Origin of the sequence: Rhodobacter sp. Har01 (assembly GCF_020564565.1) — a bacterium.
Classification (GTDB): Bacteria; Pseudomonadota; Alphaproteobacteria; order Rhodobacterales; family Rhodobacteraceae; genus Pseudogemmobacter.
Map to the genome: position 1 here is coordinate 13,714 of NZ_JAJCTD010000015.1, position 14,496 is coordinate 28,209.

At 67.3% G+C, this 14,496-nt stretch carries 16 protein-coding genes; 9 read left to right on the forward strand and 7 right to left on the reverse strand.

Features of this window, described 5'->3' with window-relative positions; all coding sequences use genetic code 11:
* Positions 1-124: 124 nt before the first annotated feature.
* Genes LHP98_RS18645 through arcC form a run of 5 tightly spaced genes read left to right on the forward strand, consistent with a single transcriptional unit; the run spans position 125 to position 5,878 of the window.
* Positions 125-1,552 (forward strand): YfcC family protein, encoded by a 1,428-nt coding sequence (locus tag LHP98_RS18645; RefSeq protein ID WP_227254062.1) that lies wholly within the window; start codon positions 125-127, stop codon positions 1,550-1,552.
* On the forward strand, positions 1,549-2,775 hold the full coding sequence (locus LHP98_RS18650; RefSeq protein ID WP_227254063.1) for an arginine deiminase: 1,227 nt from the start codon (positions 1,549-1,551) through the stop codon (positions 2,773-2,775). Before LHP98_RS18645 ends, LHP98_RS18650 begins: the two co-directional genes overlap by 4 nt.
* A complete protein-coding gene (locus LHP98_RS18655) occupies positions 2,772-3,851 on the forward strand; it encodes an Acg family FMN-binding oxidoreductase (RefSeq protein WP_227254064.1) in 1,080 nt (359 codons plus the stop codon). The genes LHP98_RS18650 and LHP98_RS18655 overlap by 4 nt, the downstream gene beginning before the upstream one ends.
* Positions 3,852-3,860: 9 nt before the next feature.
* On the forward strand, positions 3,861-4,865 hold the full coding sequence (gene argF, locus LHP98_RS18660; RefSeq protein ID WP_227254065.1) for an ornithine carbamoyltransferase: 1,005 nt from the start codon (positions 3,861-3,863) through the stop codon (positions 4,863-4,865).
* Entirely contained in the window at positions 4,865-5,878 is a 1,014-nt protein-coding gene (gene arcC / locus LHP98_RS18665) for a carbamate kinase (protein WP_227254066.1), read from the forward strand. Before argF ends, arcC begins: the two co-directional genes overlap by 1 nt.
* A gap of 3 nt (positions 5,879-5,881) precedes the next feature.
* Here arcC and LHP98_RS18670 read toward each other — a convergent pair whose 3' ends face one another.
* The 6 genes from LHP98_RS18670 to LHP98_RS18695 all read right to left on the reverse strand — a co-directional run bounded on the left by LHP98_RS18670 (position 5,882) and on the right by LHP98_RS18695 (position 10,905).
* On the reverse strand, positions 5,882-8,167 hold the full coding sequence (locus LHP98_RS18670; RefSeq protein ID WP_227254067.1) for a xanthine dehydrogenase family protein molybdopterin-binding subunit: 2,286 nt from the start codon (positions 8,165-8,167) through the stop codon (positions 5,882-5,884).
* Position 8,168: 1 nt separating this feature from the next.
* Entirely contained in the window at positions 8,169-8,627 is a 459-nt protein-coding gene (locus LHP98_RS18675; RefSeq protein WP_227254068.1) for a (2Fe-2S)-binding protein, read from the reverse strand.
* 30 nt (positions 8,628-8,657) lie between these two features.
* Positions 8,658-9,053: a c-type cytochrome gene (locus LHP98_RS18680; RefSeq protein WP_227254069.1), complete on the reverse strand. Its 396-nt coding sequence runs from the start codon at positions 9,051-9,053 to the stop codon at positions 8,658-8,660.
* A gap of 79 nt (positions 9,054-9,132) precedes the next feature.
* Positions 9,133-9,705 (reverse strand): hypothetical protein, encoded by a 573-nt coding sequence (locus tag LHP98_RS18685; protein WP_227254070.1) that lies wholly within the window; start codon positions 9,703-9,705, stop codon positions 9,133-9,135.
* Positions 9,702-10,109 carry a hypothetical protein gene (locus LHP98_RS18690; RefSeq protein ID WP_227254071.1) on the reverse strand — a complete coding sequence of 136 codons (408 nt, stop codon included), beginning with the start codon at positions 10,107-10,109 and terminating at the stop codon, positions 9,702-9,704. The genes LHP98_RS18685 and LHP98_RS18690 overlap by 4 nt, the downstream gene beginning before the upstream one ends.
* A gap of 70 nt (positions 10,110-10,179) precedes the next feature.
* Complete coding sequence (locus LHP98_RS18695; protein ID WP_227254072.1) at positions 10,180-10,905, reverse strand: hypothetical protein; 726 nt, start codon at positions 10,903-10,905, stop codon at positions 10,180-10,182.
* Positions 10,906-11,116: 211 nt separating this feature from the next.
* On the opposite strand from LHP98_RS18695, the gene LHP98_RS18700 reads away from it, so the two are divergent.
* The 4 genes from LHP98_RS18700 (at position 11,117) to LHP98_RS18715 (ending at position 14,250) form a co-directional block, all read left to right on the forward strand.
* Positions 11,117-11,689 carry an SOUL family heme-binding protein gene (locus LHP98_RS18700; protein ID WP_227254073.1) on the forward strand — a complete coding sequence of 191 codons (573 nt, stop codon included), beginning with the start codon at positions 11,117-11,119 and terminating at the stop codon, positions 11,687-11,689.
* A 99-nt stretch (positions 11,690-11,788) separates the two neighbouring features.
* Positions 11,789-12,436 (forward strand): BON domain-containing protein, encoded by a 648-nt coding sequence (locus tag LHP98_RS18705; RefSeq protein ID WP_227254074.1) that lies wholly within the window; start codon positions 11,789-11,791, stop codon positions 12,434-12,436.
* Positions 12,437-12,605: 169 nt separating this feature from the next.
* A complete protein-coding gene (locus LHP98_RS18710; protein ID WP_227254075.1) occupies positions 12,606-13,196 on the forward strand; it encodes a LuxR C-terminal-related transcriptional regulator in 591 nt (196 codons plus the stop codon).
* On the forward strand, positions 13,183-14,250 hold the full coding sequence (locus LHP98_RS18715) for an NADP-dependent oxidoreductase (RefSeq protein WP_227254076.1): 1,068 nt from the start codon (positions 13,183-13,185) through the stop codon (positions 14,248-14,250). The genes LHP98_RS18710 and LHP98_RS18715 overlap by 14 nt, the downstream gene beginning before the upstream one ends.
* Before the next feature lie 139 nt (positions 14,251-14,389).
* On the opposite strand, the gene LHP98_RS18720 is transcribed toward LHP98_RS18715, so the two are convergent.
* Positions 14,390-14,496, reverse strand: a 107-nt coding sequence (locus LHP98_RS18720) for a transposase domain-containing protein (RefSeq protein WP_227253783.1), incomplete at its 5' end; no start/stop codon positions are given.

The window sequence follows — 14,496 nt, forward strand, 5'->3', positions numbered from 1 at the left end:
GCCGCGCAAAGGCAATGCCCGCCCCGCCAAGGGCCCAAGGCCCCGGTGGCTAACCTGCATCAACGCCGCCCTGCCCCGTCCGGCCTAACGTCGCGCCAGCAAGCCCGACCAAAGGAACGCGCCGATGCCCCCCGTCGAACAGCCGAGGCTCCGCTTCCCTTCCGCCTTCACCATCCTGTTCGGCCTGATCGTTCTGGTGGCCGTGCTGACCTGGATCATCCCGGCCGGGCAATATGCCCGCGTGCCGTCCGAGGCCCTGGGCAAGGATGTCCCCGTCGCCGGAAGCTATGCCGCAACCGAGGCCGACCCGCAGGGCCTGTTCGATGTCCTTCTGGCTCCCATCGCCGGGTTCTACGATCCCGTCGCCTATACCGCCAATGCCATCGACGTCTCGCTCTTCGTCCTGATCATCGGCGGCTTCATCGGGGTCGTCACCGCGACCGGGGCCATCGACGCCGGCATCAAGCGCGCCATGACCCGCGCCAAGGGCCGCGAGGTCTGGATGATCCCGTTCCTCATGGCGCTGTTTGCCCTTGGCGGCACGACCTATGGCATGGCCGAGGAGACGCTGGCCTTCTACCTGATCCTGACCCCGGTGATGATCGCCGCAGGCTATGACGCGCTGGTGGCCGTCGCGGTGATCCTGCTTGGCGCGGGCGTGGGGGTGCTTGGCTCCACCATCAACGCCTTCTCCACCGTCATCGCTTCGGATGCGGCAGGGGTGACCTTTGCCGAGGGGCTGTGGCTGCGGATCGCCATTTTTGCGGTCTGCTGGGCGGTCACGGTCGCCTTCGTCATGCGCTATGCGGCCCGGGTGAAGGCCGACCCGTCCAAATCGCTCGTCTTTGACCGCAAGGCCACGAACGAGGCGCATTTCCTGAAGGACAGCGCCGCCGACGTCGCCTTTTCCGGGTTGCAGAAGCTGGTTCTGGTCCTCTTCGCGCTGACCTTTGCCGTGATGATCTGGGGGGTCTCCACCGGCGGGTGGTGGATGGCCGAGATGAGTGCCCTGTTCCTGGCCGCCGCCATTGTCATCGGGGTTGTGGCCCGGCTGGGCGAGGGCAAGCTGGTCGAGGCCTTCGTGAACGGCGCGCGGGAGCTTCTGGGCGTTGCCCTGATCATCGGGCTGGCGCGCGGCATTGTGGTGGTGATGGACGCGGGCCACATCACCGACACCATCCTGCACGCGGCCGAGGTCAGCGTGGCAGACCTGCCGAAAACCGCCTTCATCCTGGTGATCTACTGGATCGAGGTGGGCATGTCGTTCTTCGTCCCCTCCACCTCGGGCCTTGCCGTTCTCTCCATGCCCATCCTTGCACCGGTCGCCGATTTCGCGGGCGTGAAGCGCGAGTTGGTCGTCACCGCCTTCGCCACCGCAAGCGGCATGGTGAACCTCATCACCCCCACCTCTGCCGTGGTCATGGGCGGCCTCGCCATCGGCCGGGTGCCCTATGAGCGCTGGCTGCGGTTCGTCTGGCCGCTCCTGCTGGTCCTCACCCTCATCCTCATGGCCGCGCTTGCGCTGGCCGTCACATTGGGAAGCCCCGCATGACCCTGACCTATGGCGTCCATTCCGAGTCGGGGACCCTGCGCAGAGTCCTTGTCCACCGTCCGGGGTCGGAAATGGCGCGGCTGACTCCCGCCAATGCCGAAAGCCTCCTCTTCGACGATGTCCTGTGGGTCAAGCAGGCCCGGATCGACCACATGGCCTTTGTCGACATCCTGCGGGAACGCGGCGTCGAGGTCGTCCTTCTGCGCGAGATGCTGGAGGAGGTGCTGGCCATCCCCAAGGCGCGCCAGTGGCTCCTGCGGGCGCGGATCAACGACAATTCGGTTGGCGTCGGCCTTTCCACCGACCTTCTCGCCTGCCTGACCGAGATGCCTGCGAAACCCCTGTCCCACATCCTGATCGGCGGCATGAGCCGGGCCGAACTGCCGATCCCCGAGGCTGGCGTCGTCGTGCCGATGCTGCGGCCCGAGGATTTCCTGCTGCCGCCGATGCCGAACACGATCTTCACCCGCGATTCCTCGTGCTGGATCTATGGCGGGGTCACGCTGAACCCGATGTTCTGGGCGGCACGGCGGCTGGAGACGCTGAACCTGACCGCGATCTACCGCTTTCACCCCGATTTCGCCGAGGCCGGCTTCCCGATCTGGTTCGGCGACCCCTCGGTGGATCACGGGATGGCCACGCTGGAGGGCGGCGACGTCATGCCCATCGGCAATGCGACGGTGCTGATCGGCATGGGCGAGCGCACCACGCCGCAGGCGGTGGGGCAAGTGGCGCGCGCGCTGTTCGCGGGCGGCGGGGCCGAACGGGTCATCGCCTGCCAATTCCCCCGCGCGCGGTCTTCCATGCATCTGGATACCGTCTTCACCTTCTGCGACCGCGATCTGGCGACGGTCTTCGCCGAGGTGGCGGATGCGATCCAGACCTATTCCCTGCGGCCCGGTGACAAGGGCGGGGTGACGGTCACGGCGGAAACCGCGCCGTTCCTGGAGGTCGTCGAGGGAGCGCTTCAGATCAAGAAACTCCGCACGGTGCCCACCGGTGGTGACACCTACGAATCCCAGCGCGAACAATGGGATGACGCGAACAACCTTCTCTGCATCAGCCCCGGTGTGGTCGTGGGTTACGAGCGCAACGAGCATTCCAATACCCTTCTGCGCAAGGCGGGGGTGGAGGTCATCACCATCTCGGGCGCCGAGCTTGGTCGGGGTCGCGGCGGGTCGCACTGCATGACCTGCCCGTTGGTCCGGGACGCGCTGGAATGAACCGCCGCACCGTCCTGACGGGCGTTGGCGCGATCGCCGTACTTGGCGCAGCCGGCTTTGGTCAGCGGCGGTGGGCAGAATCGCGATATGCCGATGCTGCGGCATCCGCCCGGCTGCCGATGGATCTGGCCGCCGCCGGGCCGGCGCGCATGGCCGAACTCGTCCGCATGGCGACCCTCGCACCCAACAGCCACAACACCCAAGGGTGGAGCTTTGCCGCCCTGCCCGACGGCATGCGGATCGCCGTTGACCCTGCTCGGCGGACGCCGGTCGTGGACCCCGACGATCACCACCTTTTCGTCAGCCTTGGCGCGGCGGTGGAGACGCTCATCATCGCCGCCACCGCCTATGGCATCACTGCTAGCCCGCAGGTGGCCGCCGATGGCACGGTGACCCTGACCTATGCCGATGGCGCCGCCGCCTCGCCACTCCTGGCCGCGATCACGCGGCGGCAATCCCATCGCGGGCTTTACGACGGCGCTCCTCTGACCGAGGCCGACCGGATGGCCCTGACGGCCGATCCTGGCCTGCGCCTGATCGAGGATGCCCCGACCCGCGCCGCCCTGCGCGACCTGACCGTGGCCGCATACGGCGCGCAGATGGCGGATGCCGCCTACCGGGCCGAGCTGAAATCCTGGCTGCGGTTTTCCCAAGGGGCCGCGCTGGAGACGCATGACGGACTTTACTCCGGCTGCAGCGGCAGCCCCGCCTTGCCGCAGATGCTGGGCGAGGGGCTGTTCGAGGTGCTGGTCACCGCCAAGGGCCAGGCTGCGGCACTGGCCGCGCAGATCGACAGCGCGCCTGCCCTTGCCCTTCTGGTCACCGATCCCGACACGCCGGCGGGCCGCATCGAGACCGGCCGGCGGCTGGCACGGATCGGCCTTGCGGCGACGGGTCAGGGGCTTGCCATGGCCCATGTGAACCCCGGCCTTGAAAACGCCGCAGGCCGGCTCGAAGTCGCACGCCTTCTGGGCGTCACCTCGGGCCGCCCCTCGATCCTCCTCCGCCTCGGGCGCGCGGCAGAAGTCATGCCTTATTCCCTGCGCCGCCCGCCGGCGCAGACCCTTCTGACCTAAAGGTGACCCATGCCGCAAAACCTCCACGGCCGCAGTTTCCTGAAACTGCTCGATTTTTCGGGCGAGGAGTTGCGCTTCCTTTTGCGCCTTGGTGCCAGCCTCAAGGAAGCCAAGGCGACGGGCACCGAGCGACCCTTGCTGAAAGGCAAGACCATCGCCCTGATCTTCGAGAAGGACAGCACCCGGACCCGCAGCGCCTTTGAGGTCGCGGCCTTCGACCAGGGGGCGCATGTCACCTACCTTGGCCCCTCGGGCAGCCATATCGGCACCAAGGAATCGATGAAGGACACCGCCCGCGTGCTGGGCCGGTTCTATGACGCCATCGAATACCGCGGCTTCGGTCAGGCCGAGGCGGAAACTCTGGCCGCCTTTGCCGGTGTGCCGGTCTACAACGGCCTGACGGCCGAGTTTCACCCGACACAGGTCCTCGCCGACCTGATGACGATGCGGGAGAACACCCACAAGCACCTGTCTGACATCGCCTTCTGCTTTGCTGGCGATACGGGCGGGAACATGGGGTCGTCGCTCATGGTGGGGGCTGCGCTGATCGGGATGGATATCCGCCTTTGCGGACCGCAGGCGCTGTGGCCCGAAGCGGCCTTGGTGGACCAGTGCCGCAAAGTCGCCGAAACCTCCGGCGGGCGGATCACCCTGACCGAGAAGCTGGCCGAAGGGATGGAGGGTTGCGATTTCGTCTATACCGACGTCTGGGTCTCGATGGGCGAGCCGGAAACCATCTGGGCCGAGCGCATAGCGCTGCTGTCACCCTACACCGTCACGCAAGAGGTGATGGACCTGACCGGCAACCCGCATGCCAAGTTCCTGCACTGCCTGCCCGCCTTCCACAACCGCGATACCAAGACCGGTGAAAAGGTGTTCCAGACCTACGGGCTGGACTGCATGGAGGTGACCGACGAGGTCTTCGAATCCCCCGCCTCGAAGGTCTTCGATCAGGCCGAGAACCGGCTGCACTCGATCAAGGCCGTGCTGGTCGCCACCCTCGGGTCCGCGTGATGCGCATCGTCGTGGCCCTGGGCGGCAATGCCCTGTTGAAACGCGGCGAGCCGATGACGGCCGAGGCGCAGCACACCAATGTCCGCATCGCGGCGGCGGCGCTGGCGGACCTCGCGCGCGAACATCAGGTCATCGTGGCGCATGGCAACGGCCCGCAGGTCGGGCTGATGGCGCTGCAAGCGGCGAGTTTCGCGCCGGAAAACCCTTGGCCGCTGGACGTGCTGGGGGCGGAAACCGAGGGCATGATCGGCTATCTGATTGAGCAGGAGCTGATGAACGCCCTGCCCCCCGGCACCGACTGCGCCACGCTTCTGACGCGGGTTGAGGTGGACGCCCGCGACCCCGCCTTCGACCAGCCCACCAAACCCATCGGCCCGGTCTACACAGCCAAAGAGTGCGAAAAGGTCCGCGCCGAGCATCAATGGTCGATGGTGGCCGAGGCGACCGGGGGCATGCGCCGCGTGGTCCCCTCACCCCTGCCCGTCGCGATCCTGAACATCCGGCCGATCCGCCTCTTGGTCGAGGCCGGTGTCTGCGTGATCTGCGCGGGCGGTGGCGGCATCCCGGTGGTCCGCAGCGCGGATGGCAAGAAGGAGGGCGTGGAGGCGGTGATCGACAAGGACCGCACGGCGGCCCTTCTGGCGCAGGCGCTGCAGGCCGACGTGCTGCTCATGCTGACGGATGTAGAGGCCGTCTTCCGTGACTGGGGCAGCCCCGATCAGGCGGCCATCGGCAACATCACCCCCGACGCTCTGGATGCGATGGAGTTTGCCGCAGGCTCGATGGGGCCGAAGATCACCGCTGCCTGTGATTTTGTCCGGGCCGGCGGGCAAGTGGCCGGGATCGGCCGCCTGCAGGATGCGCGCGCGATTGTCGAGGGTCGGGCGGGAACGCAGGTCCGGCCAGAGGCTTCGCAGGCCGATAAAAGCCTCGCGGCGCGCAAGGCTCCGGCACCGCGGCAGACTGCCGGCCTGCCCGTGCAGGGTCGCCCGGGAAAGCCCGCTGCCAGGTGACGATCAGGGTGCGCCCGGTGCGGCTGCGGCGGCAAGAACGGCCTGCGGTGTGATCGGGATATGGGTCACCCGCCCGCCTGTGGCCGCGAAGATCGCGTTGCCGATGGCGGGGGCGACGACGGTTGTCGCCGGCTCGCCCAAGCCCACCGGCACCTCGGCGCTGTCGACAAAGCTGATGTCGAGGAGCGGCACATCACCGATCCGCAGGGGCGTGTAGGTGTTCAGGTTGGTGTCGCGCACTTGTCCGGCGGCGAACTCGGTGCCCTCGTACAGCGCCATGCTGAGACCCCAGAGCATCGCCCCTTCGGTCTGGGCGCGGGCGGAATCGGGGTCGATGATGGTGCCCGCATCGGTGACGATGGTCAGCTTCTGCACGGTGACGATACCCGTGGCGGGGTCCACCGTCACCTCGGCCACGCAGGCGACCCAGGTGGGCATCCCGCGTTCCTGACCGAAACTGGTGGCGATCCCGCGTGCTGATCCTGCGGGCAACGGCGTACCCCAGCCCGCCCTCTCGGCCACAAGGCGCAGGACATTGGCCTGCCGCAGCGCGCCGCCCTTGTCATTGACCGTGACCCCGGCATTGCGCCCTGCCCCGGTCAGAAGGCCCAACCGGAAGGCCAGGGGATCTGCCCCCACATGCGCCGCCGCCGTATCCATGAAGCTCTCCAGCGCCCAGTTCGTCCAGCCCGGCCCCACCGAGCGCAGCCAGCCGGGGCGGAAGGTGGCGTTGGCCAGATCATTCGACAGCGCGCGCACCTTTTGCGCACCCACCTCATACCAGTGGTCCGCGCCGGAAATCGCAAAGGGATCATAGGGTTCGCCGTTCGTGCCCTTGGGCATGAAGAAGGCCGCCATCACCTGCGTCGGCCAGCCTGCCGCTGCGTGATGCTCCATCCCCGTCACCGCGCCTGCGGCATCAAAGGCCATGCGCAGGGTCTGGACCGATGGCGAGCGGACCGAGTCGAACCGCGCGTCATCGGCGCGGGTCAGGATCATCTTGACCGGGCGGCCAAGCGCCTGAGCCGCCAGCGCCGCCGGGATCGCATAGTCGCCGTTCAACCTGCGCCCGAACCCGCCGCCCATCGGATAGGTCCGCATCAGAACCGTGCTTTCGTCCCGCCCCAGTGCCATCGCCAGCTGCGGCAGGATCAGGCTTTGCCATTGGTTGCCGGTGTGAACCTCCATCACGCCATCCACCTCGACCGCCAGCGCATTCACGGGTTCAAGCTGGAAATGCAGAACGGTGGCGGTGGTGTAGGTCGCCTCGATGCGGCTCGCCGCAGCGGCAAAGGCGGCATCGGTATCGCCGCCCCCGGTGTCCAAGAGCGCCCCGGCCGCAGGATCGGCGATCAGGGCGCGGGCGCGGTCCTGTATCTGTGCCTCGTCCACCGCAGCCGTTGGCCCCGGCGCCCAGGTCACCTTGACCAGATTTGAAGCCTTGATCGCGGCGGGGTAGCTTTCGGCCATCACCATCACCCAGCCGGGCACCGTGCCTGACGGATCGTCGAGGATCAGGCTGGAAAGGTATCCCTTCACCCCCTTGGCCGCCGCATCGTCCACCGACAGGGCAACCGAGCCATTGCGGGTGGGCGGCAGCAGGGGCCGGGCATAGACCATGCCCTCGACTTTGGCGTCGATGCCATAGATCACCGACCCGTCGATCTTGCCCGCCACATCCAGCGCGGTGACCGGCTTGCCGATCAACCGCCGCTCGGAGACAGGCTTGATCGGCATCGCGGCCAGTTCGTCGGCGTTGAAGCTGCGGGTCACGCCCTTGGCCACGATCTCGGCATAGCTCACCGACCGGTCCCCACCCGAGACGACGCCCGCCCGTGCGGTGCAGTCCGCAGACGCCACGCCCATCATCGCCGCCCCCGCCTCGATCAGGGCGATCCGCCCGGCGGCGCCCGCCTGCGCATAGACGGGGAAACTCTGCCAAACCGACCAGCTGCCGCCGGTCACCATCAGCCCCCATTTCGGATCGGTATCGACATGGGTGATGCGCACCTGTGCCCAGTCGACCTCAAGCTCGTCCGCCAGGATCCGGGCGATGGCGGTGCCGACGTGCTGGCCCATCTCGGCGCGGATGATGTTGACGGTGACCATTCCGGTCGCGTCGATGGAATACCAGAGTGTCGGGTCAAAGCTGGGGGCGGTGGGGGTGACGGCACCCATCGGGTCCCAGGCGGCCAGCGCGGGGGTCAGGAACCCGCAGACAAGGCCGGTAGCTCCGCCGGTGATCAGGAAGCCCCGGCGCGAAAGGGGGATGGCGTTCAGCTTGGTCATCTCAGGCCCCCATTTCCAAAGCAGCGTCCTTGATCGCGGCACGGATGCGCGCATAGGTCATGCAGCGGCAAAGGTTGCCCGCCATGACCGCGTCGATGTCGGCGTCCGAGGGCTGCGGGAAGTGCCCGATCAGCGCCACCGCCTGCATGATCTGCCCCGACTGGCAGTAGCCGCATTGCGGCACCTGCAGGGCGGCCCAGGCCTTTTGCACCGGGTGGGCATGGCCCGGGTCCAGCCCTTCGATCGTGGTGACGCGGGCGCCCGCCACATCCCCCATCAGGGTGATGCAGGACCGGGCCGCACGCCCGTCGATATGGACGGTGCAGGCCCCGCACATCCCGACGCCGCAGCCGAACTTGGTGCCGGTCAGGCCCTGATCGTCGCGGAGCACCCACAGCAGCGGCGTGTCGGGTTCGGCATCGACGGTCACCGACCGGCCGTTCAGCGTGAAGGTCGTCATGGTCTTGGGCTCCGGAAATGGGGCATGGGATCAATCCTCGCGGCTACCGGTGGCGCGCATCTGAACGACGCTGGCCTCTACATCGGGCCAGGGATCATCGGGTTTCGAGGTGCTGCGCAGCCAGATCACCAGCCGCGTCACATCGGCGTCGGTCAGAACGGGGCCAAAGGCGGGCATGCCGCCTTCGTCATCCTCGGGGGCCGCGCCGAAGAGGATGCTCTGCGTCACCTCGTCCGGGTTGCCGTCTGCGAGGGGACCGCGCGTGCCAAAGGGCGTCTTGTCCGCGCCGCGATAGTGGCAGGACGCGCAGGCCGCTGCAAAAGTGCGCGCGGCCAGGTCGTGATGCAGCGGCACAAGGTCCTGCGCCCCGACTGAAAGCGGGCAAAGCAGGACAAGGCCAAGACCGGCAAGGATGCGGTGGCGCAAGGGGAATTTCCTTTGAAGAGAACGCGAGGACAGCCAGACACCCGGACTTTCGGGCATCTGGCTGCGGACTTGGTCGGGGTCAGCCGTACATCGGCTCGGAATAGTAGGGATAGAGATAGCCGTTGTAGTAGTTCTCGCCGAAGGCCGCGTTGGTCGTCGCGTTGTTCATGCGGCGGTAGATGGTGCCGCCCATCGGGTGCATCGCGTCATCGAGAACGTGCGTCCAGTCCTCCGAGACTTCTGCCACCACCGCACTTTGTCCGTGCTTGAGGGTGAAGAACGACTCGTAGGCCGCATTCTCGCGCCGGGTCTCGGTCACGGCATCCGCCGTGGCCCCGACCGCGGCCCCGGCAAGGGCGCCGACCCCCGTTGCCGCTCCGACCGACAGGGCCGCAGCCCCGGCGACACCGGCGGCCACACCGACCGGCCCGGCCAGAAGGCCCAGCAAGGCCCCGACGCCCACGCCGATGGCGGTGCGCATGCCCAGATCGCTGTTGCGATCGGCCACGCGGATATGGCCCATGTCGTCACGGCGCACGACAGCCGCCCCGTGCACGGTCAGAAGGCCCTCATCATCCATCTGCCACAGCTTGCGCAGCGCCTGATGGGCCTTGTCATCGGAGGAAAAGACAATGGCGATGTAGGTGTTCATGCGACCGGCTTCTTCGGTTCGATGGCATGGGCCAGCTTGCTGCGGGCGGCGGCGACGGCGGCGGAAAGGCTGGTGGTGGCGTTGTGAACGCTCTCCAGCATCGCGTCATTGGCGTGCTTGACGCCATCCTTGGCGGCCGTGGCGCCGGCAACCGTCTTGTCCTCGACCAGTTTGCCGGCTGCGTCCATCTTGGTGAGGGCAGCCTTGATGCCGGATTTGACCGCGTCAGCCTGATCCTCGGCCAGCGTCTTCATCCGGGCGCCCAAGGCGTTGATGTCGGCCTGAACGGCCTTCACGTCCGCCCAGGTGGCCTGTTCTGCCCTGGCAACGTTGCCGCTGATCTTCTTGTGAAGCTCTTGCGCGTCGTGACGGGCCAGTTCGAGCACGGTTTGCGGTTTGGTCATGGTGCACCTTTCGGGTTGCAGTGGATGGGGCAGTGTTGCGCCCGATGCGTTCGGGCGAGGCTGCCGCAGATCAGCCTGCGGTCTTCCCGGCGGAAAGCAGCGCAGGCTGAAGGGCGTGGCGTGCCGCGGCCAGAAGCTGCCGCAGCGTCTGGTGGGACAGGTCCGAGGTGATCTCGTGCGCAACCCGGGCATGGACCGCAGCGTGATGCGCGGCAAGGTAAGCCATCAGGTGGTCCGTCGCGTTGCTTTGGCCCTTGCCGTGGCCCACGACGACGATCCGCCCGTCAACCTCCAGCGCCTGCGCGATCTCGGCAAAGAAACGCGTGTCGTCGGGCCAGGTCTCGTCAGGGTCCGCGTCGCGGCGGGCGCGGTCGCTGCTGTGCTGGAAGTGGTGCAATTCCTGCGGGCTGGCCCCGTCATCCGGATTGGCGGCATAGATGCGCGCATCGGCGTGGTCGATCACGACAACCAGATCGGTGGGGGGTGTTGCGGCCGGAGCAGGGGTTCCCTCGGCCAAGCCTGCGCGGGTCAGAAGGTGGCGCAGAGAGATGACATCCTCGGGGCCAAGGTCCTTGTCATGGGCGGGCTTGAACGTCTGATGCTGGCCGTTCAGGTGCAGCTCCATAGCGCCGCCTGGGACCTGTTCCACCGATCCAATGGAGTGAAACAGCGCCAGCACCTCGCGCCACGACAGGTTGTGGGACAGCGGATGCTGAAAGATGCGCGCAATCAGACGCTCGTGGGCAGTGCCGAGGCCCGGGGCGGGGACGGCGCTGGCTGGTGAATCCTCTGTCATTGTCTGGCCTCTCGGGCTGGGCACGGGCGCGCCTCGCGCCCTTGATCTACCCAAGCCTAGGACGCCGAAGGCTGTCGCATCAGCCTCGGAAACTACTCACGCCGATCTGCGCATCGCCCGGCCGGATGGCATGAGTGGTTTCCGATCCTGTCGCTGCGGGCCCGTTCGGCGCAGGGTCGCAGGCATCTGCAGTATCAAGGGGAGCCGCACCATGGCCATCGAGGAACCGAAGTTCAGCCTTGCGCTCAAGGACGGCGCGTTCGAGTTGCGCGATTACGCGGCATCGGTGGTGGCCGAGGTTGCCGTGACGGGCAATCAGGACGAGGCCGGCCGTCGCGGGTTCCGCCTGCTGGCGGGCTACATCTTCGGCGGCAACAAGGCGCGCCAGAAGATCGCGATGACAGCGCCGGTCACCAAGATTCCCAAGGGCCAGACGATCGCGATGACCGCGCCGGTCACGCAGATCGCAGGCAAAGATCAGGGCGGGGGCGAATGGCTGGTGCGCTTCACCATGCCCGCCAGCTACCAACTGGCGGACCTGCCGCTGCCCAATGACCCCGCCGTTTCCCTACACGCCCAACCCCCTGCCCGGCTAGCGGTCCTGCGGTTCTCGGGCCTGGCGGGCGAGGCGAAGGTGGCCGAAGCGACAAGGCGCCTGCTGGCCTGGCTTGGCTCGCGCGGGCTGGTGGCGTTGGGTCCGTCACAGGTGGCGCGCTACAACCCGCCCTGGACGCCGTGGTTTCTGCGCCGAAACGAAGTGATGGTGCCCGTCGCACCAGCATGACGCCTTTCCGCCGTGAGTAGTTCCCGACCCTGACGACGCGCAGCTTGCCGCATGTAGTCTGAGCCGACGCAATTCCTGCGCCTTCCGAAGGAGACTGCCATGTCGGACGACAAACACCTCAAGCAGGCCGTGCTGGACGAGCTGAAGTGGGAGCCGAGCGTCAATGCCGCCCATATCGGCGTGACCACGAAGGACGGCGTCGTGACCCTGATGGGCTCGGTCGAGAGCTATGCCGAAAAGCAGCATGCCGAAACCGCAGCGCTGCGGGTCAAGGACGTGAAAGCCGTGGCCGAGGAGATCGAGGTCAAGCTGCCGTTCAGCGTCAAGCACGACGATGCGGAGATCGCCGCGGCGGCCGTGGAACGACTGGCGTGGAACGTGTCCGTGCCCAAGGATGCGGTCAAGGTCACCGTGTCGAAAGGCTGGGTCACGCTGACCGGCGATGTGCACTGGCACTACCAGCATGACGCCGCCGCCGATGCTTTGCGCACGCTCTGGGGTGTCACCGGCGTTTCGAACCAGATCGCCATCAAGCCGATGGCCAACGCCGGCAACATCAAGTCCGACATCATGGTCGCGCTGAACCGGTCCTGGTTCAGCCCGGAAAACATCAGCGTGGCCACGGATGATGGCAAGGTCACGCTGACGGGAACCGTCGAGTACTGGGACGAACGCGCGCTGGCCGGCACCACCGCCTGGGCCGCCCCCGGGGTGACCTCGGTGACCAACGACATCCGCGTCCACTGACCCGGTGACCCGTGCTGCAGCCCGGAAGCGGGCTGCAGCGCATCCCTGGCACATGACGGCCGGAAACCCGTTGGCCCGCTGATCTGCGGCAGCCCAACCCGGCCCCTTCTGCGGCAAGATCAGACCTGGCAGGGCACGCAGCCCATGCCGCTCTGCAGAGGTGCGCATCATGTCGAACGGTCGGTCACAGATCCTGCCCTTTTCCCTTGTGCTGAACGGCACATCGCAACCCCGCGGGTTTTCCGCCGGGGCCGCTGCGGTCTGGGACGCTCAGTTGTCGGCACAGGCCCTGTTCCGCCAGAACGCCGCGCTGCGCGCCCAGAATGCGGCCCTGAAGCAGGCGCTCGACGGCCAGGCCAACCCCTTGCCCCGCCTGATTTCGGCGCTGAGCGACCGGGACCTGCCGGCCGAAATCCTGTGTCTGCCGCCCACGCGCCGAACCAACCCGGTAGTTTGTGCCGAGATTCGCCAGTGCCTCACTCTGCGCCAGCGTCAGGTGCTTGCCCTGGTGCTGGCCGGGTGTCCCAGCAAGAACATCGCCACCGATCTGGGCATAAGCCAACGGACGGTCGAAAACCACCGGGCGGCGATCATGCGGCGCACCGGGGCCACCTCGGTCCCCGCGCTGGCGCGGCTGGTGATCGGGGCGGCGCAGCGCGGCGATTGCAAGGCCGTCATGACCCGCCACCCTCCCCGACCCGAGGCAATCCTGTGCCGGCACGCCACCCTAACCCGGAAAGCTCTCCATGCCCCAGAGTGACACCGTAAACCGCAGATTCATCCTGGCAGAACGCCCGAACGGCGAACCCACGCTTGCCACCCTGCGCCTCGAAAGCGCCCCCGTGCCCCAGCCTGGACCGGGCCAGATGCTGCTGCGCACCGAATACCTGTCGCTTGATCCCTACATGCGGGGCCGGATGAGCGACGCGCCCTCTTACGCCGCCCCCGTGGCCCTTGGCGCCGTGATGGAAGGCGGGACGGTGGCGCAGGTCGTCACCTCGCAGGTCGCGGGCTTCGCGCCGGGCGACTGGGTTCTCGGCTACAACGGCTGGCAGGACTATGCGCTGTCCGATGGCACAGGCGTCACCCCCCTCGGGCCCAAGCCGGACCATCCGTCCTGGGCGCTCGGCATCCTGGGGATGCCCGGTTTCACCGCCTGGGCCGGACTGACGCAGATCGGCCAGCCCAAGCGCGGCGAGACGGTGTGCGTCGCCGCCGCCACCGGTCCGGTCGGTGCAACCGTGGGCCAGATCGCCCGCCTGATGGGCTGCCACGTGGTGGGCATCGCGGGCGGGCCCGACAAATGCGCCCATGCCGTGGCCACGCTGGGCTTTGACGCCTGCATCGACCACAAGTCGGCCGACTTTGCCATCAAGCTGAAGGCGGCCACGCCCAAGGGCATCGACGTCTATTTCGAGAATGTCGGCGGCGCAGTGTTCGACGCCGTCCTCCCCCTGCTGAACACCGGCGCGCGGGTCCCGGTCTGCGGGCTGATCGCGCAATACAACGCCACCGCCCTGCCGGATGGTCCTGACCGTCTGCCGATGCTGATGGGGCAAATCCTGCGCAAACGGATCACCCTGCGCGGCTTCATCATCTTCCAGGACTTCGCTCCCCTCTACCCGACCTTCGCCAAGACGATGGGTGCATGGCTCGCCGCCGGCGACATCCACTACCGCGAGGATATGGTCGACGGGCTGGAAAAGGCGCCCCGCGCCTTCATCGGCCTTCTGCGCGGCGAGAACTTTGGCAAGCTTGTCATCCGCGTCGGGCCGCCCGCGAAAGGAGCACCCGATGCCCGCCCTTCCCTTTGACGCACGCGAGATCGAGAAACTGGTGCTGCGGCTCAACGCCGTTACTGCAAAGGAAGGCACGGATATCCCCGACCTTGGAGGCAACGCGACCGACGACGCGGTGGCCGAGACGTTGCAGGGTAAGCGTCCGGCCAGACTGCTATCGGTTCCAGCGCCACGGGAGCAGATCGTTGACCTTTGTGATTTTGTAGTCCGGAATGCGTGCGAGGGTGTCGGCGAGCCAGGCGTGGGGATCGACGGTGTTGA